Here is a 23,259-nt window from a genome sequence, read left to right on the forward strand (position 1 = left end):
TTAATTTTAAGTTCTACAACTTAAAATTACCTTACACTTGTAATCAAAATCTTGTTCAGTTTTCAAAGATCTACTCTTGATTGTTGCCGTTTGATTCTTCCTCAACGCAACATATATAACTATACTACGTTGTGTTTTCAATGTCAACAGATAAACTCAATTATTTTAAATTTATTTGTTAGCAATCGGCAAAACCATTATTGCAACATCAAATATAATACAGTATTTTGCACTTTAGTGCAAGAGCAATATTTATGATAATTAACTTAGTTCATAATCAGTGACTTATTAATTATTATCAAATCATTTTTCTCTCTCACTGAGCATTTACTACTATACATGCGCTCAAATACTTTGTCAACACTTTTGGTCAAAAAAGGTCAAACTTTTTTCAATTTTTATTTTCCATCTAATAAATGAACATAATCGGACAAGTGATCAATCTTTACAAAAGCTACTCTAACAATGTTTCAAATCATTTTTGTACAAATAAAAAGAGATGATCAAAATCATCTCTTTTTCTATCAAACAAATCTATTTTTTATTATCTTCATCCTGTGGATTATCAGAATTATCTTCTGGTCTCATAGTTGGGAACAAGAGAACATCACGAATGGATGGTGCGTCAGTCAAAAGCATTACCAAACGATCAATTCCAATTCCTAATCCACCTGTAGGAGGCATGCCATACTCAAGTGCTTCGATAAAGTCTTCATCGATACCCTGAGCTTCATCATTCCCCTCTTCACGTTCCTTAGCTTGAGCTTCAAAACGTTGACGTTGATCAATTGGATCATTTAATTCAGAAAAAGCATTAGCATATTCATTACCAAGAATATATAATTCAAAACGGTCCGTAAATCTTGGGTCATCAGCATTTTTCTTTGCCAAAGGAGAAATTTCAATTGGATGACCATAGACAAACGTTGGCTTCTTTAGCTTTGGTTGAACGAACTGTTCAAAGAAAGCATTAATGATATGACCAACTTTCCAGTATGATTCATAGTGCACACCGTGTTTATCAGCCAACTTCTTAGCGTCATCATCCGACATCTTAGGCCAAAAATCAACTCCCGTATATTTTTTCACGGCATCAACCATATGAATTCGATCGAATTCTTGGTTCAAATCAACTTCTTCACCCTGATACGTAACCTTACCATTATCACTAACGGCTTTGGCAGCGGCTCTAAAAATTCCTTCGGTTTCATCCATTACATCATGAAAATCAAAGTATGCAGCATAGGTCTCAAGTTCAGTAAATTCAGGATTGTGTTCCTTATCCATCCCTTCATTTCTAAACACACGGCCAATCTCGTAGACACGTCCCATGCCACCTACAATCAAACGCTTCAAATGAAGTTCCAGTGCAATTCGCAAATATAAATCAATATTTAAAGCATTATGATGAGTTATAAATGGACGAGCGGATGCTCCACCGGCAGTAGTGTGTAATACTGGCGTCTCAACCTCAGTAAAGTCCATCTTATTATCCAAGAAGTTTCGAACTGCCTTAATAATTTTACTGCGCTTCTGGAAACGCTCAAAACTATCACGATTTGAGATTAAATCAAGGTATCGCTGACGATACTTTTGTTCTTTATTTTGTAATCCGTGATACTTATCAGGAAGTGGACGAAGTGCCTTTGATAGGAAAGTGATGGACGTCGCACGAACGGTTAGTTGCCCCATGTCTGTCTTAATTACTTCACCAGTAAAGCCAAGAAAGTCCCCGATGTCAGCACGTTTAAAGATATGATACTGTTCTTCTCCAACAACGTCTTTTCGAACGTAAACCTGGATTTTACCCGAACGATCAAGGATATCGGCAAATCCAACTTTACCTTTGCCCCGTTTAGCTACCATTCGCCCAGCAATTGTAGCCTTGACATCTTTTTGTTCTAATTCTTCCTTATCGTACTTATCAAACTCTTTGTCTAAATCTTTTGCCAAATAAGTTGGCTTAAAGGCATGACCAAAAGGATCAATTCCCTCATCTCGTAGCTCTTGCATCTTTTCTCTACGAACTTTTAATTGGTCATTCATTTTCTTCTCTTGTGCCAATTCAAATCCCCCAAACTAGTAACTTACATTCATAATAACATAGTTAAGCATCGTAATTATGCATTTTTCCGTGCGTTTCTCATCGCATCTTTTTCTAGAAAATCATCGAAGATCTGGTCCATCTCTGCTTCAGATTCAGCATTGTTTAACTTTACTTTGGTTCGAGCCGAATGAGAAATTCCTTTCAAGTAATAAGCTGCCTGACCTCTGAATTGTCTTGGTCCAACGTATTCACCCTTAATTCGAACCAGCCCATGCAAGTGTTCCTTAGCAGTGTTGATTTTTTCCTCAACACTTGGTTCCGGGATTAATTCGCCAGTTGCTAGATAGTGCTCAGTTTGCCTCAAAACCCAGGGATTTCCTTCAACGGCACGGCCCATCATTACTGCATCACAACCTACTTCATCAATCATTTGTTTAGCCTGTTGTGGAGTAGTCACGTCACCATTTCCAATGAACGGAATCGTCAATGCATCGGCAACTTCTTTTAAAATCTCCCAGTTAGCATGTCCGGTATACATTTGTTTTCTAGTTCGACCGTGCATCGCAACAGCAGAAGCCCCAGCCGCCTCAGCAGCAAGCGCATTTTGCACCGCATAAACATGATCCTCATCCCAACCAGTTCGCATCTTAACCGTTACTGGCTTTTTAACGGCAGCAGTTACATATGACACCATTTCATAAACCTTATCAGGATCAAGGAGCCACTTAGCCCCGGCATCGGTCTTAACGACCTTATTTACGGGACAACCCATGTTGATATCAATAATATCAGCAGCCGTCTTCTGATCAATAAACTTAGCAGCCTCCACTAAAGTTTCTTTGGTTCCACCAAAAATCTGAATACTCATTGGGTGTTCATTAGGATCAACGTTAACCATGCTTAACGTTTTTTTGTTGTTATACATAATTCCACGATCGGAAATCATTTCACAGACAACTAATCCCGCACCAAACTTTTTACAAATGATTCTAAAGGCTGAGTTCGTAACTCCAGCCATTGGAGCTACTACTAATTGATTTGGAATCGTTACGTTTCCAATTTTCCACTCCATTTTTTCACCTCATCTAAATTGTTTCCAAACATTTTATATAATACCATACCCGTACAAAAAAGAGCGAACCGTATGACAGCACGCTCTTTAATACTACTTATCCTTCTCATTCAGTAAATCAACCAATTCATCTTCCGAAAAGTTATACTTTTTACCACAAAAATTACATACAACCTGTGCCCCATGATCTTCATCAATCAATTGCTGCAGATCCTTCTTACCAATTCCCGCAATGTCTTTGGCAAATTTTTCTTTGGAACAATTGCAAACAAATTCGACTGGCATATGATCAATAACATCCAGATTATCCGTTCCGAATAACTCATCCAAAATGTGGTCAGGATTAGGATCCTTTTCTAACATGGACGAAATACTGGGCGCATTCTTTAAAGTCTGCTCCAACTTATCAATTGCCTCGTCAGAAGCACCAGGCATGACTTGAATCAAATATCCCCCGGCACTTTGGACGTTGTTTTCTCCGTCAATGTCAACTGAAACTCCAACGGCTGATGGAATCTGTTCTGACTTTGCTAAATAAAAGGTAAAATCATCACCAATTTTACCGCTTGCGAGTGGAACATCACTAGTGTAAGGCTCACTTGTTCCCTGATTTTTAACGACTTCTAAAAAACCATTCGTTCCTACACCCTTAGAAACATCAACTTTCCCATCCTTTGTGAGTGGCAAGTTAACGTGAGGATTCTGAATGTATCCCTTAATGTGTCCCTTAGCATCAGCATCAATAACCATTCCGCCGACTGGACCACGTCCATTTAAGCGAACGGTCATGCTTTCTTTTCCCTTTAACACTGAGGCCGACAGCATCAAGGTTGCAGCAATCGTTCTTCCAAGTGCTGCCGTTGATGTACTCCAGGTATCATGAATTTTTTGAACATAACTGACAATTCCAGTCGCGTTTAAGCCGTAAACCCGAAACATCCCATCTTTAGTAAGTGCCTTAACTAATACATCATTTTTATCATTCATTTTATTCCCTCCTTAGATTAAAAAAGAACGTGGGCTTTGATCCCAACGTTCTTTTCGTTTATTGATCTTGATTATCAGAATCTTGGTGATCTGAATTACTATCATGATTTTCATCGTGTTTTTCTTCAGAATGATCAATTTCTTGTTCAAGTTTCTTTTCGTGCTCGTGCTCCTTAGCGTCAATGGCTTTCTTAGCTTGTTCAAAGGTTTCATTTTCACTAGGGTACTCATCACTATTAGTTGAATGTTCAGGCATTTTACCGGTCTTGTAGAGACTCAAAATTTCCTTTTCATCCAACGTCTCGTATTTAAGCAACGCATCCGCAATTGCCTTGTGCTGATCACGATGACCCTCAATAATCTCCTTAGCTTCACCATGAGCTTCATCAATAAAGTACTTCACTTCATCATCAATCTTAGCTGCGGTTTCCTGTGAGTACTTAGGAGCAGCGTATGGATCTTGGTTAGGACTTTCGAGTTCCACGGTTCCAATCTTGTCACTCATTCCATATTGAGTAACCATGGCACGAGCAAGATTAGTGGCTTGCTCAAAGTCATTTGAAGCACCAGATGATTCAGAATGGAAAACGACTTCTTCAGCAGTTCTACCACCCATTAACCCAGCTAATTGTTCTTGAGCGTTCTTCTTTGAGATCAATTGTTGGTCTTCCTTAGGCAGCATGATGGCATATCCACCAGCACGACCTCTTGGAACAATGGTAACCTTATGAACAACTCGAGCGTCATTTAATACTAAGCCAACGATGGTATGACCAGCTTCATGGTTAGCCACAATTTGACGTTCGTGTTCGTTAATAACCTTATTACGTTTAGCTGGTCCAGCAATAACACGATCCTCAGCTTCATCCATATCAGCCGCATTAATCTCATTATCACCATTTCTCGCGGCCAGTAAGGCAGCTTCATTTAGCAAGTTCGCTAAATCAGCACCAACAAATCCGGGAGTCTGTTTAGCAATTTCATGAAGGTCAACATCAGAAGCAAGTGGTTTGTCTTTGGCATGAACTTTCAAAATTGCTTCTCGTCCACGAACATCAGGCTGACCAACTAAGATTTTCCGATCAAAACGACCTGGACGAGTTAAGGCTGGATCTAAAACATCAGAACGGTTCGTGGCGGCAATGACAATAACACCTTCATTACCAGTAAAACCATCCATTTCAACCAACAACTGGTTAAGGGTTTGTTCACGTTCATCGTGACCGCCACCCATTCCGGATCCACGTTTTCGTCCAACGGCATCAATTTCATCAATAAAGATGATGGCCGGTGAATTCTTCTTAGCTTGAGCAAACAAGTCTCTAACACGACTCGCACCAACCCCAACGAACATCTCAACGAAATCAGACCCTGATAATGAGTAGAATGGAACGTTTGCTTCACCGGCAACCGCCTTGGCTAACAGCGTCTTACCAGTACCTGGAGGTCCTTCAAGCAAGACACCTTTTGGTATAACGGCACCCAGTTTAGTAAACTTCTTTGGATCCTTTAAAAATTCAACAACTTCGACCAGTTCTTGTTTTTCTTCATCTTCACCAGCAACGTCACTAAACTTAACATTACTCTTAACTGGTTTAGCCTGGCTCTTTCCGACTTTCATGACACCACCAGCGCCACCACCTGCTCCACCTGCTTGCTTCATCATAATGTAGAACAAGTAAATGAAGATTAATAATGGTAGAACTGAGATTGCTAAGTTTAACCAAAAGCTATTTGATTGTGTTTCTTTAGTACTCATCGGCACCTTATTCTTATTAGCTAACTTGGTAATCTGACTAACCGATGAGTCATTCTTTAAAATGCTAGTAGTGAATCCATTTACCTTAGTGTAAGTATTGTTGCTCGACTTGGTAAGTTTTCCATTACTAAAATTAAGCGGAATTCCGTTATTTTTCTGCTTAACATTTTGGGGCTTCTTGTACTGACCAGTTATTTTATATACACCGCCAGAAGGTTGAACAGAGAAGTTTTTAACCTTGTTCGTCTGCAAATCATTTGTAAATTGACTTGAACGAATTCCCTGAGTTTGAGTGCTTTGTGATCCGCTGCCACCACCAGTGACAAGCATAATCACACCCATGACAACCACAAAGATGATGATATAAAATAGGCTACTCTTAAAAAGCCCATTTTTATTATTTTTCATTTGTGCCTCCCAATCTAATTTCTCGAAAAGATAACAAATAGAATGTTATCACTTTTACTTTAAATGGACGACCGTTTAGGCCGAATAAATTGAAGGTTTTAAAATTCCAATGTACGGCAAGTTACGATAAAAACCCTTGTAATCAAGTCCATAACCGACAATAAATTCATTTGGAACGTTAAAACCCACATAATCTGCCTTGGCAGGGACAACTCTTCCCTCAGGTTTATCAAAAATGGTACAAACTTTAATTGAATTAGCTCCTCGATCTGAAACCAAATCCTCAAGAAATTGAAGGGTGCGTCCTGTATCAATAATATCTTCAACAAAAATGATATCACGGCCACTAACATCACCATCAAGATCACGGATGAGCTCAACTTTTCCGGTTGAAGCAGTCCCACCCTTATAGCTTGAAACATCGACAAAATCAAGATCTAGATATATGTCCATCTGGCGAATAATATCGCTCATAAATAACACTGCCCCAGTCAGCACACAAACCACTAGTGGCTTTTTGTCTCGATAATCATTACTTAACTGCTTCCCTAGCCTTTTTACTGCAGAAGCAATGTCTTTTTGACTATACAAGACCCGCTCAATATCGTCATTCATTTGTTATATCCTTTCGCGTAATTAAAAGTTCATACCCGTGAGTTGCACCCTTAGGCAACCACTTGCTTTCCTTATAACCAATGACGGCCAACACACTCTCCTTACTGTCCACCAGTACTTGCACGTGACGTCGCTTGGCACTTGGAACTTTCTGATTAATTAACAATCTTCTTAAACTCTGATGACCGCCATTCTTGAGTTCAACGGTATCATCCGGTTTAAAGGCTCTTTTGGACAAGGGAAACTGAGAGTCGGCCAAATTAAAATGACTTCGACGCCAAAATTTTCCCTTTGGAACATGATTTTCATCAAAAATACCAAAATTAAATCCGTTAACGTTGCGGTTCCACTGGTTTAATTCTACCACAAACGAACTTTCATCACGGTGATCATCGTAATTGTTAGGAGATTGTTTAAAAAACATGATTTTATTATAACTTTTTTCAAAAAAATAAGCATTTGAAATTCGCAATTTTCCCTGTGGTTTTCCAAAATCTTTAACTAAAGTCAAAATTTCAGCAATTTGATTATCAGAAAGAGTAACCGTTGACGTCAACTGTTTTAACAATGCGCGAAGTAAAATGGAAAGTTGATTAATTGACGTTGTATCGTACTCGGCACTTACGCAGTCTCTTTTAACCTTTAAGTCATGTCTCAAAAGATCGGCTTGAGCGAAACCACTTGATCCGCCGAGTTCCGACTGCAAATTACTAGCAAACTTAGCAAAATGAGAGATAACATTAGGATTTTCTTTAATTAATTCTGGTAAAACCTGGTTACGAATCCGATTACGGAGGACCGTATTTTCAAAGTTAGTTTTATCATCATACCATGTTAATGAGTGTTCTTTAGCATACAAACGGATGGATTCTTTCGAAAACTGTAGTAATGGTCGAACCATCGTTCCTCCATTAAAGGGATGACTCTCTTTAATTCCTTGAACCTCAAACAAATTCCCACTGCGAATGAGTTTCATAAGGATGGTCTCGGCTTGATCATTTTCTTGATGAGCCGTTAACAAGACTGAAGCATTAAAATCATTCATGACTTCCGCAAAAAAATGATAGCGAAACTTACGAGCTTGATTCTCCACCCCACTACTAATCTGGTCGTGATTCCAATTGCCAACCCGCAAATCAAGGTGGTGTTTCTTACAGTAATCAATCAGAAACCGTTCTTCAACCTCACTTTGTTTTCGTAAATGGTGGTTAACATGAGCAACAATAATATGAGGTTTAAAATCTTTTAAGTGTTGGAGTAAATCTAACAAAGCCATGGAATCAACTCCAGTTGAGACCCCAATCACAACATTTTCGTCTTTTTTCCACCACTGTTTCTTCTTAACCAACGAATTAATTTGATTACGTAAATTCAAATTAACCTCCAAAACAAAAAAGCCGAGCAATTTGCCCAGTTATTCGTTCATTAACTACGACGACCACCACGACCGCCGCGTTTTCCTTCTGTGTTTTTCTTAATGACGGACATCCGACTTTCGCTTTCTTTCATGAAGTCTGAAAGCAAATCATCAAAGCTTTCATTCTTACCCTTATGGCCATTACGATTGTCGCGGCCACTGCGATGTCCATGATTCCCGTTATTTGAGTGCCCGTAGTGTGAATGCTCATCATGATTATGTTCACCATGATGTTGATGTGATTCTTTTTCTGGATGATCGGAAGCTTTGCGAATTGATAGGCCAATCTTACCATCATCCCCAATGCTCAAAACCTTAACGGTCACTTCATCGCCAACCGACAGAATATCATGAATATCTTTTACGTAACCATCAGAAACCTCACTGATATGAACTAGTCCAGTCTTATGATCGCCTAGATCAATGAAAGCTCCAAAATTAGTAATTCCTGAAACTTTCCCAGTGACCTTCTCTCCAACCTTAATTGTCATAAAAAAGCCATTCCTCCTAATAAATGTTGTGTTAATTATAACATAATCCTTTAAAGTAAAATAAAAGAAGATTACATCCTAGTAATCCTCTATTCATTACCAATCTTACTATTCTGTGGGAAACTGTAAACAGTTTCGCCTGGTTTTGTATAATAATATTTAGCTCGCATCAATTCTTGAAGATAATTCTTGTTATTTAAAAGCCTAATTTGTTCATTAAGATTCTTTTCTTTTTGTTTTTCAACCTGGTAATCCTGTTTTTTTCTGGTAATTTGGGCATTCACACCGTGAATTTGATTCATTCCACTAACAATTTGCCACCCGAGCGCCAAAAAAGCCACGGCAAATATTGCCACGAGAGCAACCAGTCGCTTGGTTCTTTTACTTAACTTCTTATTATCTCTTTGATGTTGGTTTGCTTTACTTTTCCTTGAAGCAGAATTCAAGTATTCAACGTTGTTATTTCTGTTCATCAGGAATGCCTCCACGAATTTATATGAACATAGTACCACATGTAAAGCCAGAATATAATATTAATTCAACAATAATTATTCTAATTCATCATTTTCAGCCCGATAGTCACGATCATAGGTTTCACTGATGGTCTTATACATCGTGTCTGAATCAGACTTTTTGGTGGTATCTAACAGTTGTAGCACCTCTACGGTTAAATTTTTATTTCCAAACTTAATCAGAATTTGATCGCCAACCGAAACCTTACTTGATGATTTGGCTGGCTCGCCGTTTACAAAGACTCGCCCTTGATCGGCAATCTTTTTGGCAACTGGACGACGTTTTATAATCCGTGAAATTTTTAAAAATTTATCAATTCTCATTTTTGCTTATCTCCTACAAACCGTTTCATAATTGGAACCATCGCTAACTCCGAAGCAGTCAAAACTTTTCCTTTCAGACACATTCCTAAAAACACGAATGCCCCAATCGGAATAACAATCATTAATTTAATAACATCCACCAGTCGACTGGTATCTCCAAGGACGTGGTTCAATCCGAATTCAGTTAAAACAACGACAATCACCATTACCATACTGATTAATGATACCTCTAATAGGAACTTCCAACTAAAAATGTGCTCATGAACCCGCTTTGGACTAGTATACCAGTTAACTAATAACACGATTAACAGAGCAATGATAGTTGATAATGAAGCACCAATGATCCCGAAATGAATTACGCACCACTTAGTGATCATTATTTTACAAATTAGACCTAACAAAATAGCGGTCACCGTACTTTTAAAGTCATCAATACTCTGTAAAACCGAGTTAAAAGCTGTCACCATCGTAGCGAAGAGGATGCTCAAACAGTATACCGAAAGCGTGATGTCTAAATCATAACTCCCAAACAAGAGATGATTTAATTGAGGCATAATACTAATCAGTCCGAAGGTAACTGCCATCGTCACTACCAGTGTAATGCGCATACTGTGTTTTACAAGGGTCTTAAATGACCTTTCTTTTCCAGCATGATGATAATACGCCATCTGCGGCAAGACGGTTGAAGAAATGGCCGTTCCAATCACTAATCCTAGTTGAACAATGGGCTGAGCGCGATCATAAATCCCCTTTTGGGTCTGAGCCATTAGATTACTTACACCACTTACTACCAGCCCATTTTTTACCGTAAATGAATCGACCAACTGCATTAACACCATTAGAGCAGCTAAAACACTAAGCACACCACCCTGTAAGATGATTTGCTTCGCTAATTTCAGGTAGTTAAATTTCAAATCTTGAAAGTGAAAATGAGCAAGTATGTCACGTGCATAATATCCCAAGATAAGTGCTGAAAAAATCGCTGCTAATGGAGCCGATAACATTGCTAACGTCCCCATCTTATATAAGTTCCAATGCTGGACGGCTGCTAAATAGGCTACCACAATGATCATTGAAACCCGCACAAACTGCTCTACCACTTGAGAAGTCGCCGTTGGAATCATCTGCATGCTAGATTGAAAGTACCCCCTCACATCCGCTAAGAGGGGCATCAACAAAAACATCCAGCTTACCGCTTGAATTACGGGTTTTAATTCAAAGTCTCCCATTAAAGCAGCAATTTCTGATGAAAATAACTGTAATCCGCCAAAAACAACCACCGAAATGATCATTAAGATCACCATGATTTGGAAAAACAACGTTTGTTTCTCCTCTTCAGTCTCCCGTTCCACAATCATCTTGGAAACAAACGCTGGAAGACCGGTCAAGGCAAACGCAACCCCAATCCCATAAATAGGATAAACCTGCTGATAGATGTAAAATCCAACGTTTCCAACAAAATTTTCCAGTGGAATCCGATAAACGGCACTTAGTACCTTTGAAATAATGGCAGCTACCGAAAGGATCAAGGTTCCACTAACAATCTTTTTACTTGTCTTTTGATTCATGTTCTTCTTGATCCAATCTTATTTTACTCAAGCTTTTGACAAATTGATAAAGCTGTTTCAACCAATCGGCATCTTTCATCGTTGGTTGAACAACTAACTTAATTTGAAAACACCCGTTAACCATTTTCACTGAGGAACGAAAATCCGTATCAGCAATGGCTTTCAAAATTTCCTTACTAGTGAATCTTTGGGTTCCTACCTTACTCATGGTAACGGTTAAATTATTTTGATCTTTGCGAATTTTATCAATCAGATCATAATCGGCAAGCATCTTAATGCGGTCAATTTCAAGCAGATTAGCTACTTCATCAGGATATTCACCAAACCGATCAATTAAATCACTTTGTAGTTCGGTAAATTGTTCCTCACTATCCATCTGTCGGATTCGCTTGTATAATTCAATCTTTTGTTGCTGATCCTCAATGTAAGTCGCCGGAAGATAAGCTTCAATCCCGAGTTCAACCTTTGAATCAGACTTTTCAACCACGCGATGCTGGCCCTTCTTCTTGGAGACAGCATCAGACAACATCTTAGTATACATATCATAACCAACTGAATTAATAAAACCGTGCTGCTGCTTTCCGAGCACGTTTCCAGCCCCACGAATCGAAAGATCACGCATGGCCACCTTAAATCCTGAACCCAATTCAGTGAAATCCTTGATGGCTTCTAGTCGATTCTCAGAAACTTCGGTCAACACTTTATTTGGCTGGTACATAAAGTAAGCTTGTCCTACTCGATTACTTCGACCAATTCTTCCCCGAATCTGATAAAGCTGGGAGAGTCCCATCCGATCCGCATCCTCAACGAACAGGGTATTCGCATTAGGAATGTCAACTCCCGTTTCGATGATGGTCGTCGTAACCAACACATCATAATCTCCGTTAACAAAGTCGTACAGGATCCCTTCCATTTGATTTTCGGACATCTGGCCGTTGATGGAAGCAATCCGCGCATCAGGCAAAAGGGTTTGCAACTTGTCGACCGTCTGATCAATATCTTTTACCCGATTGTGCAAATAAAAGACCTGTCCCCCGCGTTGCATCTCCCGTCTGATTCCGTCCACAATCGAACCCTCATTTTGTTCCATCACGTAGGTTTGAATCGGATAGCGATTAGCCGGAGGAGTTTCAATAACTGATAGGTCACGAACGCCCATCATTGACATGTTCAAAGTCCGTGGAATTGGTGTGGCAGTTAGCGTCAACACGTCAACATCCGACCTCAATTCCTTGATTTTTTCTTTGTGTTTAACCCCAAATCGTTGTTCCTCATCGACGATTAAAAGACCTAAGTCATTGAACTTCACGTCTTTAGACAGCAAACGGTGGGTGCCAACCACGATATCAATTTTTCCGTCCTTTAGGTCTTGAATGGTTTGGCGGGTCTGTTTGGGCGTGTCAAAACGCGAGAGAACTCCGATTTTAACCGGAAAGCCATTAAATCGTTCAACCATGGTCTCATAATGTTGTTGAGCTAGTACCGTTGTGGGCACCAGAAAAGCCACCTGTTTCCCGGCTTCAACGGCTTTAAAGGCCGCTCTCAAGGCTACCTCAGTTTTCCCGTAGCCCACGTCTCCAACCAGTAAACGGTCCATCGGATGGGGACTCTCCATGTCTTTTTTAATTTCATCAGTACTTCGAAGCTGATCGGGTGTCTCCGTGTATGGAAACGCCTGCTCAAACTCAGCCTGATATTGGTCATCAACCGGAAAGGCATAACCCGACTCGGCCTCCCGTTTGGCGTATAAGTCAACCAGATCATCAGCAATGTCTTCCACCTTAGAAGCCACCGAACGCTTCGTCTTGGCCCATTCCGTTCCACCAAGTTTATTAATCTTTGGATGTTTGTCCTCTGACGAAACGTATTTTTGTACCAAATTCAGTTGGTCAACGGGAACGTAGATCTTGGCACCCTTTTGATAGGTTAAAGTCATATAGTCCTGATGCCTACCATCGACTTCCATAGTCTTCATCCCATCGTATCGTCCAATTCCGTGATTAACGTGAACAACGTAGTCACCGGGTTTTAAATCGGTATAGCTTTTGATTCGCTCTGCATTAGAAAAGGTCTGTCTTCTAACTCGTTTCTTTTTCCCTTGTTCATTCACCCGTTTAAACATATCTGATTCAGAAACAATCGCTAGGTTAGCGGCCGGCAAATCAAAGCCATTTTTTAGGTTAGCTGAAACAATCTGAGTCTTTCCCTTAATAATGTTATCAGTGGTTGATTGAATGGCATCAACACCAAAATCACTCAACGTTGACGCAACCTTTTCCACTCGTTTTTCATCACTAACGGCAATGACCACGGTTCGTTTCTCAGCTTGATAACGTTGCATTTCTGCTTTAAACATCGGCATTTGTCCAAAAAAACGCTGCATTGGGTGAACCTTGATGTCGATGATGTCAGAAAGCTTCATTCGCCCTAGTCCCTTTTGAAACAAAGAAAATAACAAGGTCGCATGATGGTCACTGCTAGTAACCGTTCTAAAATTAAGCGACAGTTTCTGGTCAGAAAACAGTTCATGATTATCTTCAACTGAATCACGCCAGTTCTGTTCGTCACTTTCAAGTTGCTTATTAGCATCCCTTATGCGACTGTAGTCATCATAGACTACCATCCCATTTTCAGGTAAATAATCTAAAATTGAGGTTCCCTTTTCAAAAATAAACTGACTATACTCACTCCATTTTTGGTCAATCGATTGGCCTTTGAGCCCGTCAATCACCTGTTGAATGTTATCAACTAAAACGTCACTGCCGTCGTCTTTGATGGTTTGGTTCAATCGTTTGGAAAGTTCCTTGATTCCATGCTTGCGATCGCTTTCGCTGGGTAAAAAATCAGAAGCTGGCAACACACTAATATCATCAATATTTGCCACACTTCGTTGGGTAGCAGCATCAAAATAACGCATGGAATCCACTTCCGTATCAAAAAAATCAATCCGAATTGGATAGTCCGAATTAAGTGGGTAGATATCCAAAATTGACCCACGATTAGCAAATTCACCGGGGGCGGAAACCATGTTCTTCTTCTCGTAACCCATTTGAACCAACTGTTGTTGAAGTTTTATAAGGTCCAAGTCGTCTCCAACCTTGACGTGTAATTGGGCTTGATTAAAACTAGCTGGCTCTGGTAGATATCGTTTAAGACCAGCCGTTGAAACAATCACCACCACTGGTTTCTCTGACTCAAGCGCGTTTAGGGCCCGCACTCTTTGAGCTCGATACTGCGGAGAGCTGGTTGCAATCTCTGCCGCGACGAGTTCTTCAGCTGGGAACTCAAAGACCTGATCTGAATCCATTACTTCATTAAAAGACTCGGTAATTTGATCCGCATGGTTCATCGTATCGGTTACGTATATCGTAGGTTTTTGCTTATCATTAATTAATTGTTTTAATAATAGAGTACGAGCGGATCCACTAGTCCCAGTGATCAGTTGCTTGGTATCAGGAGCAAGATTAGAACTGATTTTTTCATACTGTGGCATTTCTTTTAACGTTTCATCTAGCTTCAAAAACTCATCTCCTCTTTTATTAATTATACGAATTAATTAAACTGATTTTCTAACTTACTGAAGGGAGTACCAGAAACCCACTCGTCTAATGCTTTAACCGCATGATCCTCCGCTTCTAAAAACGGTGCCCGTTGTTCCAGACTAAATTTACTCAAGACATAGTTCACAACACTTTCACGTTTGGGATGACTGGTTCCAATCTTAATCCGATTAAACTGATCGGTCCCAAGGTGGGCAATGATACTTTTAATTCCATTATGACCACCAGCCGAACCGTGGTTTCTTAGCCGAATTCGTCCCACTGGTAAATCCATGTCATCGTAAACAATTACTAAATCATCAAGATCTAATTTGAAAAATTGCATCAACGGATGAACTGCGCGCCCTGAATCATTCATCATCGTCGTTGGTTTGACTACCATTACCTTTTCACCATTGACTATTCCCGTACCATACATGGCATCCATCTTTTGTTTATTAATCGTAATCTGGTTTTGATCAGCAAACTTATCAACCACCATAAACCCCGTGTTATGCCTAGTACCATCAAATTCAGCACCAACGTTGCCTAATCCCACAATCATTTTCATTACTATTGTCTCCCATTTACTTCTAATTAACCCAAAATGGCCGAAATGAATAATTACTCACTCGGCTTAATCATGTTTATTGTATCATAATAGATTAACGATTTGAGCTGATCCCGTACCATTAAGAATATGGTTCTGTATAAATAAATTCGTTCATGATATAATCAGTTTGTGAACAAACTAATTTCAAAAGGGAGAAATATTATGGCTGAAAAACACGAAAAAGTTGTTTTAGTTGGTGATGGTGCCGTTGGTTCATCATACGCATTCGCAATGATGCAACAAGGGATCGCCGAAGAATTTGTCGTTGTTGATATCGACAAAAACAGAACTGAAGGAGACGCATTGGACCTTGAAGATGCCCAACCTTTCACTTCTCCAAAAAAGATCTACTCTGGTGACTACAGTGACTGTAAAGACGCTGATTTAGTTGTGATCACTGCTGGAGCTCCACAAAAGCCCGGTGAAACTAGACTTGACCTGGTTAACAAAAACTTGAAGATTTTGACTACCATCGTTAAGCCAGTTGTTGATTCTGGTTTTGATGGAATCTTCTTAATTGCTGCTAACCCCGTTGACATCTTAACCTACGCAACCCAAAAGATTTCTGGCTTTCCTAAAAACCGTGTCTTTGGTTCAGGTACATCACTTGATACCTCACGTTTCCAAGTTGCCGTTGGTAAGAAGTTAAACGTTAACCCACAAAGCGTTAATGCTTACGTTATGGGTGAACACGGTGATTCAGAATTTGCTGATATTGATGAAGCTTCAATCGGAAACGTTCCATTGGTTGAATTTGCTAAACAAAATGGTGTTAGCAAGGACGACTTATTGAAAATGGAAGACGAAACTAGAAATAAGGCCTACGACATCATTAACAAGAAGGGTGCTACTTTCTACGGAGTTGGAACTGCTTTGATGAGAATTTCAAAGGCCATTTTAAGAGACGAAAACACCGTTTTACCAATTGGTGCCCCAATGAATGGTGAATACGGTTTGTCCGATATTTACATTGGAACTCCTGCCATTGTTAATGCTTCAGGAGTTGCCAAAGTCCTTGAAGTTCCATTAAGTGATGACGAAAAAGACAAGATGAGTGCTTCAGCTAAAACTTTAAAAGAAACCATTGCTAAAGGTATGAAGACCATCAACCTTTAAAAATAAGTTTAAAAAGAACAGACATTTATGTCTGTTTTTTTATGCTCCAAGTTATTTTGTGTTAATATTAATTAGAAATTACTTACGTGAGGAGCCTTAGCCATGATTTTGCAATCTTTAGTTAAACCTAAAAGTGACCTGATTACTGTTGATGAAAACACTGATCTCGACACCGCATTAAAATTAATGGAAAAGAATCATTTTCGTTGCATTCCCGTTTTAGATGCCACTCATAAAGCCTTCAAGGGTAACATTTATCGCATGCACATCTACAAACACGAAGCCGATGGCGGCAAGATGTCCGACTCGGTTATGACCCTGATTAGAAACGAAACTAAATTTGTTAACCTGAATTCAGCTTTTTTCAAGGTCTTCTTTACGATTAAGGATCTTCCATACATTGCCGTTCTTGACGAGTTCAACAATTTTTATGGCATTTTAACTCACACGAAATTGATGGAAAGCTTGTCACAATCATGGAACGTGAAATTTGGTAGCTACGTGATTTCAGTTGTCTCACCTGGTGAACGTGGGGACTTAGAAGAGATGGCTCACATTATTACTAGATATACCGCCATTTCAAGTGTGATCAGCTTGGATTCAGTTGATCGTTCTGGTAAAACGGTCTATCGAACCATGTTTACCCTCCCGTCTAAGGTGACTAAGGATCGTCTGGACCGTATCATTGCAGCTCTAGAACGAAAGGGATTCAAAGTTCCAGAAGTTGAAGATCTAAAACAAGAATCAAAAGAAACTCCAATTGAAGAAAATTAGATACAAAAAAGAACGTGGAATTATTCCACGTTCTTTTTTGTATCTTATGTATCATCAGACTTCGTGCGTGCTCTGACTGAGCCCTAGACTTAAACTAAGACCAGCATCAACTTTTCTCATGATATCTTTACTTAAATGAGTGACATGATCTTTAAGACGCTGCTTATCAATCGTCCTAATTTGTTCTAACAGAATCACCGAACTCTTCTCAATTCCGGCATTCTGAGGTGTAATACCCACGTGAGTAGGCATCTTTGGCTTAGTAATCCGAGCCGTAATTGCGGCTACAATCACAGTGGGACTATAATGATTTCCAACGTTATTTTGGACTACCAAAACTGGTCGCATTCCACCCTGTTCAGAACCAACGACTGGAGATAAGTCTGCATAGAAAATATCGCCACGTTTAATTTCAACGTTTTCCATAGACTATTCCTTCCGCATAAATAAACTTACAACCGTGACTTCTCGTCTTCATAATTGTCAAAGAGCCGTCTTGCAATCTCATCCTCACATGGAGAATATTCATCAACAATTATTGAATTTAGATTGGCCATGATTGAGTAGCCATAAATTAAAGAATTAATTAGAGGGTCTTTATCAAACGAGTCACAGTCCATGGCAACTTTGTGGTTGTCAAAAGAAAGTCCTAGTTTGGTGAAATATTCTTCATTTTTCTGAGACCAAATAGCATCAATCGTGTATTTGTATGTCATGGAGAACTCCTCCTTACAAATAGTTACTTCAAATGATTACTTGATTTATACACCCGTGGTAATCGATCCGAATACCCACATGCAATCTCATAGTGAATGGTATGACAATAGTCGGCAACGTCTTGGAGAGTAATAGTATGACCATGATCAGTTCCCACCAAGGTCACCTTCGTTCCAATTGGTAACTGATGTGGTAACTTCACCATCAGTTGATCCATACATACTCTTCCGACAATTGGACAATACTGTCCATCTACTAGAAGTGAAAATCCCTGCATTGAGCGACGAACTCCGTCTGCATATCCAACAGGAACCGTTCCAATCCACTCCTTTGAGTTGGATGTATAAGTTGCACCGTATCCAATTGAACGACCAGCATTAACTTCTTTAACGTAAACTAAATCACTGGTAAAGCTCAGTGCTGGTTTCAACTTAAATGGTGAAGCAATCTCAACCCCCGATGGATTCAAACCATAGCCAGCCACTCCAAAGCGGACCATGTTTCCACCCGCTGCTTTATGCCACATACTAGTAGCTGAATTTGCCGCGTGAACATAACGAGGTTTATCGGGAATCGCAGTCATCAATTCGTTAAAATTATCCAATTGATACTTAAAATAATCATCATTAGCGCTATCTGCGGTAGAAAAATGAGTAAATACTCCCTCAAAGTCAATATACTCGCTAGTTCGGTTCAACTCAACTATTGCATCTCTAACTTCTGAAACAGTTTGGAGTCCGATCCTTCCCATTCCAGTATCCAAAGCCAAATGAACCCTAATCTTGTTCTTTAATTTCAGTTGCTCAGCTAACTTAGCTGCCTGCTTAATCCAATCAATCGAGCTCACCGTAACCGAAACATTGTACTTCGCAATTAATGGAACATTTGAAAGGTCACAAAGACCCAAAACAAGAATGGGTTCAGACACAAATCCAGCTTCTCGAAGCTGAATTGCTTCGTCTAAAATGGCAACACAAAAACCAGTAGCTCCTGCTTGTTTAGCAATCCTCGCTACTTGAACCGCACCGTGTCCATAAGCATTAGCCTTGACGACCATGAATAGATCCGACTTGGCATCCAATCGTTTTCGTTCCTCACTAATGTTATGAAAAATGGCATCTTCATCAATAACTAGTTGTGCATTTCGATTTCTTCCCACTGCCATAACGTATACTTCCTCGAATAAAGTACTATCTAATTATTCTTTGATAATTATTATAACACTTAATAAATTAATTTTCTAAATAAAAAAGAGAACCAAGAAGGCTCTCTCTTTGCTACTTATTCTTAATAACAAAATTCTTTGATTTACCGTGGTTACCACCATTATGACCTCGTGAATCACGACGTCTTGAGTCGTGACCACCGCGATGATTGCCAAAGCGTTTGTGACTGTTCCGGTCATTTCTCTTACCGCGATAACCGCCACCACGATGACCACCAAAGCCACCATGATTTTTAAGTGGTTTTTCGGCCGTAATGTGAACCTTAACCTGATCTCTTGTCATGTCATTCAAAAGAGCAGAAACCAAATCGACACTGTCATACTTTTCAAGGAGCTTTTTTGCGACCCGCTCAAACTTGGCAGTATCCGTCTTCTTTACTAACTTTTCAATATCATCTTCAGCAAATTTTAACTGACCAGCAAGGGCTTCGTCTTCTGAAGGTGGCTTTAAAGGAAGCATCCTTACCTTGGTAAGTCGTTCAATTCCTCTTAAATAACTCATCTCATTTGGAGTGACAAACGTTACTGAGGTACCATGATGGCCGGCACGACCAGTTCGTCCAATTCGATGGACATAACTTTCTGGATCCTGGGGAATATCAAAGTTATAAACGTAAGTGACACCCGAAACATCAATTCCTCTAGCAGCCACATCAGTAGCCACTAAATAATTAATCTTGTCGTTCTTAAATTCGTTCATAATCTGAGTTCGCCGTTTTTGGGTTAAATCACCGTGAAGACCGGCTGCCCGATAACCACGCGCAATCAATCCCTTAGAAACTTCGTCGACTCGTCGTTTAGTTCGACAAAATACGATGGTAACCTTGGGTGTTTGAACGTCAAACAAACGGGTCATCGTATCAAACTTTTCGTTATCTTTAACCTTAACGTAGTACTGATCAACTAGGTCAGTGGTTAATTCCTTCGACTTAACCGTGATCTGCTTTGGATCTCTCATGAACTGAACCCCCACTCGTTTGATGGGTGCTGGCATGGTTGCTGAGAAAAGCAAAGTTTGCCGATCTTCTGGAATGTTCTTAATGATGCTTTCAATATCATCTAAGAATCCCATGTTAAGCATTTCGTCGGCTTCATCTAACACTAAGTACTTAACGTGTCCTAGTTTTAAGGTGCGACGATTAATGTGATCAAGAATTCGTCCTGGAGTTCCCACCACAATCTGTGGCTTCTTCTTCAAATCTCTAATTTGCTGGCGAATATCTGAACCACCATAAACTACTTGAACTCGAGCTCCTTCAACGCCACCAAGACGTTGCATCTCTTTTTGCGTTTGAATGGCAAGTTCTCTAGTTGGTGAAATTACAAGTGCCTGCACATCTGGATTATTCAGATCGATTTCTTGCAGGATTGGAAGGGCAAACGCAGCCGTTTTCCCAGTTCCAGTTTGAGCCTGTCCAATAACATCCTGACCCTTTAACAATAATGGAATTGTCTGAGCCTGAATTGGAGTGGGTTCGTCAAAGCCTGATTTTTCCACGGCTTTTAATAGACTATCAGATAGTCCTAAATCTTTAAACTTCAAATGTGTTCCTCCTATTGAAACTACAATTGTGAATTCAATGATTTGCTTGGAAAAAATCCGTTTTCCATAATGCGCAAATCGTCTGATTCACATTTATTTCTATATTCTTCAGCGATTACGTGTCTAAAACATATTACACCATCTGGCCTAATTTCACAAACCGATGAACCTATTCTAACGCTTTTAAAACTCGTTCTAAGTGAATTCCGTGACTCCCTTTTAACAAGACTTCATCCCCAGTAGACAACTGGGAGTCTAGGCTTTTAGCTAATTGATCAAGCTGATCAACCGGATAATAATGGAGGGCATTTTGATTGGGATATTTTTTTTGCAACATTTGATATAAAGACTTCATAAGTGGTCCAACTAGGTAAACCTGGTTAATCAATTGCGGATCGATTGCATCAGAAATATCCTCATGCATCTCCACTCCCTTATCACCAAGTTCCAGCATGTCACCTAAAACTGCAACTCGCTTCCCTTGTAAATGAGTGGATTGAAACGCCTTTAAAACGGCTTTTAGAGCCGATGGGTTCGAATTATATACGTCACTTAAAATCATTTCACCATTTTGACCCTTAACCCATTCAGTTCGATTATTAGTAAAATTGGCATGGTCTAGTGCTGACTTCATGTTGGCCGGCAGGATTTCCGCTAGTTCACCAACTTCAATGGAAGCAAGGGCATTGTTGACGTTGTAGTCACCAATTAGCGGAATGGTGAATTTCATGTTTCCAAACCGATTGGTCTTAAACGTCGTTTCGTGGTCGCCGTCATAGACATCCTTTGGGTAAATATCGTTAGTGTCTTTTCTTCCAAAGGTCAACTTTTCAACGTCAAGTGATTTAGCCCGTTCGTTTAATAAGGGTTCATCACCGTCATAGACAAACACCCCATCTGGCCTAAGTCCATGGGTAATCTCCATTTTGGCATCCGCAATCTTAGCACGGGTTCCGAAGAATTCAATGTGAGCTTCCCCAATCATGGTAATGACGGCGATGTCTGGCTTAACTAGCTTACTTAAAAAGTCAAGTTGGCCAGGTCGATCCATCCCCATCTCTACCACCAAATATTCTGTGTTAGATTCCATGGAAAGGATCGTAATTGGGACTCCAATCTCATTATTAAAGTTAGCGTGCGTCTTAGTAACATTAAACTGAGTGGCAAGAATTGAAGCAATCATGTCTTTAGTAGTGGTCTTGCCATTACTTCCGGTAATTGCCACCACTTTAGGATTAATCTTATTTAAATAGTGTCGACTGAGATCCTGTAGGGCTTTTAACGTGTCATCGACTAAAATAACCGGAAAATCCTTCGGAACATCACTAATTCGACTTTGATTCCAAAACGTTGCGTTAGCCCCGTTTTTGATGGCACTAGCAATGAAATCGTGCCCATCGTGATTCCCAGTGAGTGGAACAAAAAGATCATGCGGTTTTAACTTCCGACTATCAAACGAAACTCCCGTTATTTCAACGTTTTCGTATTTTTTTGAATTCAAGTCACCATTAACGGATTTTGCAACCTCTAAAAGGTTCATTTTCATAACAAAAACTCCTCTTAATTCGATGTAAATGCATTTAAAGTATATCAGAAAAAAATCAATAAAAAAGCGACTCAGCTGGTTTAAACCAAATCGTTTAATTCTCCCTCATCATCAACGTCTCTTTGAAGTTCCCACGTTTTAGTGGAAATATCATAAGTAATTTGACCAACTTTAAAGGCTCCACTTTTCAACTGGTCATAAGAGTTCCAAATTACCTTTGGAGATCGTTTTTTGTGTCTCATTAAGGGAATCTCAAGCTTCGGTCTCTTCATAACTATCATATCATACGGAATAATAACTCCCGTAATTCCCAGTTTTAACAACTTGGTCATGGTACGTTCGTCGATATCCCTAAACGGCACTGACTTTACGAACATTCGTCTACTGTCCCACTGCTTTTTTAGATGCCGTTTAATGCAGACAGCTAAAATTTGATTAATGACACTAAAATGACGCATGTATACCTTTGTAAAGCCAGTGGATTCACCCAAAAACACAAATTGATTCTTCAATTTAACCGAAAATGGACTCGTTTGATTGAGTGGGATACCCATGTGACTCAAGTACAATAAATCTGCGATTTCATCCTCATTTAAAGAATCCAGATCCTCCCGGTTTCTAAAATCAACCCATTTCTTGGTACTAATTTTATTGTTAATCATGTACTCTCTAATTTCATTTTGACCGGTAATTAAATCAAATTTAGTGGACATATTAAAATCATTTGCGTAACGATAATCATCATTTAATAAAATAATATTTTGGGGATCGTTCTTAATTCCGTTTAAAAAATCTGACGGAAGAATTCCCCAACTGTAGGCAAAATTCTTAACTGGATTAACCTGAAAATACACTGTGTTAATTAACATATTCGTCTTGCTCCAATCCTTATTACCCCTTTCACCATAAAATAAGATTTTAATAACCATTTTTCCAACTCACGTCATTTTCTTACGTTATAATTAGCATTCATTTTTATATATATG

Annotated in this window: 20 protein-coding genes; 2 read left to right on the top strand and 18 right to left on the bottom strand. The window is 39.5% G+C overall.

Annotated features, from left to right (window positions below; translation table 11 throughout):
- Positions 1 to 534: 534 nt before the first annotated feature.
- From lysS to pth, 12 genes are all read right to left on the bottom strand, one after another.
- Positions 535 to 2,064: a lysine--tRNA ligase gene (gene lysS / locus AC6UD6_RS03980; RefSeq protein WP_500695756.1), complete on the bottom strand. Its 1,530-nt coding sequence runs from the start codon at positions 2,062 to 2,064 to the stop codon at positions 535 to 537.
- A 56-nt stretch (positions 2,065 to 2,120) separates the two neighbouring features.
- Positions 2,121 to 3,119 carry a tRNA dihydrouridine synthase DusB gene (dusB, locus tag AC6UD6_RS03985; RefSeq protein ID WP_500695757.1) on the bottom strand — a complete coding sequence of 333 codons (999 nt, stop codon included), beginning with the start codon at positions 3,117 to 3,119 and terminating at the stop codon, positions 2,121 to 2,123.
- A 93-nt stretch (positions 3,120 to 3,212) separates the two neighbouring features.
- Positions 3,213 to 4,106, bottom strand: a complete 894-nt coding sequence (gene hslO / locus AC6UD6_RS03990; RefSeq protein ID WP_500693968.1) for an Hsp33 family molecular chaperone HslO — start codon at positions 4,104 to 4,106, stop codon at positions 3,213 to 3,215.
- Positions 4,107 to 4,164: 58 nt separating this feature from the next.
- A complete protein-coding gene (ftsH, locus tag AC6UD6_RS03995) occupies positions 4,165 to 6,273 on the bottom strand; it encodes an ATP-dependent zinc metalloprotease FtsH (protein ID WP_500693969.1) in 2,109 nt (702 codons plus the stop codon).
- 75 nt (positions 6,274 to 6,348) lie between these two features.
- Positions 6,349 to 6,888, bottom strand: coding sequence for a hypoxanthine phosphoribosyltransferase (gene hpt, locus AC6UD6_RS04000; protein WP_500693970.1), 540 nt, complete (start codon positions 6,886 to 6,888; stop codon positions 6,349 to 6,351).
- Positions 6,881 to 8,263, bottom strand: coding sequence for a tRNA lysidine(34) synthetase TilS (gene tilS / locus AC6UD6_RS04005; RefSeq protein WP_500695758.1), 1,383 nt, complete (start codon positions 8,261 to 8,263; stop codon positions 6,881 to 6,883). Before tilS ends, hpt begins: the two co-directional genes overlap by 8 nt.
- Before the next feature lie 50 nt (positions 8,264 to 8,313).
- Positions 8,314 to 8,796: a S1 domain-containing RNA-binding protein gene (locus AC6UD6_RS04010; RefSeq protein WP_500693972.1), complete on the bottom strand. Its 483-nt coding sequence runs from the start codon at positions 8,794 to 8,796 to the stop codon at positions 8,314 to 8,316.
- 89 nt (positions 8,797 to 8,885) lie between these two features.
- Positions 8,886 to 9,269 carry an FtsB family cell division protein gene (locus tag AC6UD6_RS04015; protein ID WP_500695759.1) on the bottom strand — a complete coding sequence of 128 codons (384 nt, stop codon included), beginning with the start codon at positions 9,267 to 9,269 and terminating at the stop codon, positions 8,886 to 8,888.
- A gap of 75 nt (positions 9,270 to 9,344) precedes the next feature.
- Positions 9,345 to 9,632 (bottom strand): RNA-binding S4 domain-containing protein, encoded by a 288-nt coding sequence (locus AC6UD6_RS04020; RefSeq protein WP_500693974.1) that lies wholly within the window; start codon positions 9,630 to 9,632, stop codon positions 9,345 to 9,347.
- Complete coding sequence (locus AC6UD6_RS04025) at positions 9,629 to 11,200, bottom strand: putative polysaccharide biosynthesis protein (protein ID WP_500695760.1); 1,572 nt, start codon at positions 11,198 to 11,200, stop codon at positions 9,629 to 9,631. The genes AC6UD6_RS04020 and AC6UD6_RS04025 overlap by 4 nt, the downstream gene beginning before the upstream one ends.
- On the bottom strand, positions 11,181 to 14,720 hold the full coding sequence (mfd, locus tag AC6UD6_RS04030) for a transcription-repair coupling factor (protein ID WP_500695761.1): 3,540 nt from the start codon (positions 14,718 to 14,720) through the stop codon (positions 11,181 to 11,183). The genes AC6UD6_RS04025 and mfd overlap by 20 nt, the downstream gene beginning before the upstream one ends.
- Positions 14,721 to 14,752: 32 nt before the next feature.
- The gene (pth, locus tag AC6UD6_RS04035) at positions 14,753 to 15,310 is read right to left on the bottom strand and encodes an aminoacyl-tRNA hydrolase (protein WP_500695762.1); all 558 of its coding nucleotides are present in this window, start codon (positions 15,308 to 15,310) and stop codon (positions 14,753 to 14,755) included.
- Between the two features lie 204 nt (positions 15,311 to 15,514).
- On the opposite strand from pth, the gene AC6UD6_RS04040 reads away from it, so the two are divergent.
- Positions 15,515 to 16,468 (top strand): L-lactate dehydrogenase, encoded by a 954-nt coding sequence (locus AC6UD6_RS04040; RefSeq protein ID WP_500693978.1) that lies wholly within the window; start codon positions 15,515 to 15,517, stop codon positions 16,466 to 16,468.
- A gap of 102 nt (positions 16,469 to 16,570) precedes the next feature.
- Complete coding sequence (cbpA, locus tag AC6UD6_RS04045; RefSeq protein ID WP_500693979.1) at positions 16,571 to 17,242, top strand: cyclic di-AMP binding protein CbpA; 672 nt, start codon at positions 16,571 to 16,573, stop codon at positions 17,240 to 17,242.
- Between the two features lie 54 nt (positions 17,243 to 17,296).
- On the opposite strand, the gene AC6UD6_RS04050 is transcribed toward cbpA, so the two are convergent.
- The 6 genes from AC6UD6_RS04050 to AC6UD6_RS04075 form a co-directional block, all read right to left on the bottom strand.
- Positions 17,297 to 17,668 carry a type II toxin-antitoxin system PemK/MazF family toxin gene (locus tag AC6UD6_RS04050; RefSeq protein ID WP_010022835.1) on the bottom strand — a complete coding sequence of 124 codons (372 nt, stop codon included), beginning with the start codon at positions 17,666 to 17,668 and terminating at the stop codon, positions 17,297 to 17,299.
- Positions 17,669 to 17,694: 26 nt separating this feature from the next.
- Positions 17,695 to 17,958: a hypothetical protein gene (locus AC6UD6_RS04055; protein WP_500693980.1), complete on the bottom strand. Its 264-nt coding sequence runs from the start codon at positions 17,956 to 17,958 to the stop codon at positions 17,695 to 17,697.
- Positions 17,959 to 17,981: 23 nt separating this feature from the next.
- The gene (alr, locus tag AC6UD6_RS04060) at positions 17,982 to 19,124 is read right to left on the bottom strand and encodes an alanine racemase (protein WP_500695763.1); all 1,143 of its coding nucleotides are present in this window, start codon (positions 19,122 to 19,124) and stop codon (positions 17,982 to 17,984) included.
- 112 nt (positions 19,125 to 19,236) lie between these two features.
- Positions 19,237 to 20,727, bottom strand: a complete 1,491-nt coding sequence (gene cshA / locus AC6UD6_RS04065) for a degradosome RNA helicase CshA (RefSeq protein WP_500695764.1) — start codon at positions 20,725 to 20,727, stop codon at positions 19,237 to 19,239.
- A 169-nt stretch (positions 20,728 to 20,896) separates the two neighbouring features.
- Positions 20,897 to 22,273: a UDP-N-acetylmuramoyl-tripeptide--D-alanyl-D-alanine ligase gene (locus AC6UD6_RS04070; protein ID WP_500695765.1), complete on the bottom strand. Its 1,377-nt coding sequence runs from the start codon at positions 22,271 to 22,273 to the stop codon at positions 20,897 to 20,899.
- An 80-nt stretch (positions 22,274 to 22,353) separates the two neighbouring features.
- Complete coding sequence (locus AC6UD6_RS04075) at positions 22,354 to 23,142, bottom strand: hypothetical protein (protein WP_500695766.1); 789 nt, start codon at positions 23,140 to 23,142, stop codon at positions 22,354 to 22,356.
- Positions 23,143 to 23,259 lie beyond the last annotated feature (117 nt).

It is taken from the genome of Fructilactobacillus sp. X8R2C1 (assembly GCF_059900955.1).

Excerpts from the sequence above, each read along its gene's own strand:
- AC6UD6_RS04050 (WP_010022835.1), bottom strand. The coding sequence starts at position 17,668 with ATGGAAAACGTTGAAATTAAACGTGGCGATATTTTCTATGCAGACTTA.
- cbpA (WP_500693979.1), top strand. The coding sequence starts at position 16,571 with ATGATTTTGCAATCTTTAGTTAAACCTAAAAGTGACCTGATTACTGTT.
- AC6UD6_RS04020 (WP_500693974.1), bottom strand. The coding sequence starts at position 9,632 with ATGAGAATTGATAAATTTTTAAAAATTTCACGGATTATAAAACGTCGT.
- AC6UD6_RS04055 (WP_500693980.1), bottom strand. The coding sequence starts at position 17,958 with ATGACATACAAATACACGATTGATGCTATTTGGTCTCAGAAAAATGAA.
- hpt (WP_500693970.1), bottom strand. The coding sequence starts at position 6,888 with ATGAATGACGATATTGAGCGGGTCTTGTATAGTCAAAAAGACATTGCT.
- AC6UD6_RS04075 (WP_500695766.1), bottom strand. The coding sequence starts at position 23,142 with ATGTTAATTAACACAGTGTATTTTCAGGTTAATCCAGTTAAGAATTTT.
- AC6UD6_RS04015 (WP_500695759.1), bottom strand. The coding sequence starts at position 9,269 with ATGAACAGAAATAACAACGTTGAATACTTGAATTCTGCTTCAAGGAAA.
- ftsH (WP_500693969.1), bottom strand. The coding sequence starts at position 6,273 with ATGAAAAATAATAAAAATGGGCTTTTTAAGAGTAGCCTATTTTATATC.
- alr (WP_500695763.1), bottom strand. The coding sequence starts at position 19,124 with ATGGCAGTGGGAAGAAATCGAAATGCACAACTAGTTATTGATGAAGAT.
- AC6UD6_RS04010 (WP_500693972.1), bottom strand. The coding sequence starts at position 8,796 with ATGACAATTAAGGTTGGAGAGAAGGTCACTGGGAAAGTTTCAGGAATT.
- hslO (WP_500693968.1), bottom strand. The coding sequence starts at position 4,106 with ATGAATGATAAAAATGATGTATTAGTTAAGGCACTTACTAAAGATGGG.
- AC6UD6_RS04040 (WP_500693978.1), top strand. The coding sequence starts at position 15,515 with ATGGCTGAAAAACACGAAAAAGTTGTTTTAGTTGGTGATGGTGCCGTT.
- dusB (WP_500695757.1), bottom strand. The coding sequence starts at position 3,119 with ATGGAGTGGAAAATTGGAAACGTAACGATTCCAAATCAATTAGTAGTA.
- AC6UD6_RS04070 (WP_500695765.1), bottom strand. The coding sequence starts at position 22,273 with ATGAAAATGAACCTTTTAGAGGTTGCAAAATCCGTTAATGGTGACTTG.
- pth (WP_500695762.1), bottom strand. The coding sequence starts at position 15,310 with ATGAAAATGATTGTGGGATTAGGCAACGTTGGTGCTGAATTTGATGGT.
- AC6UD6_RS04025 (WP_500695760.1), bottom strand. The coding sequence starts at position 11,200 with ATGAATCAAAAGACAAGTAAAAAGATTGTTAGTGGAACCTTGATCCTT.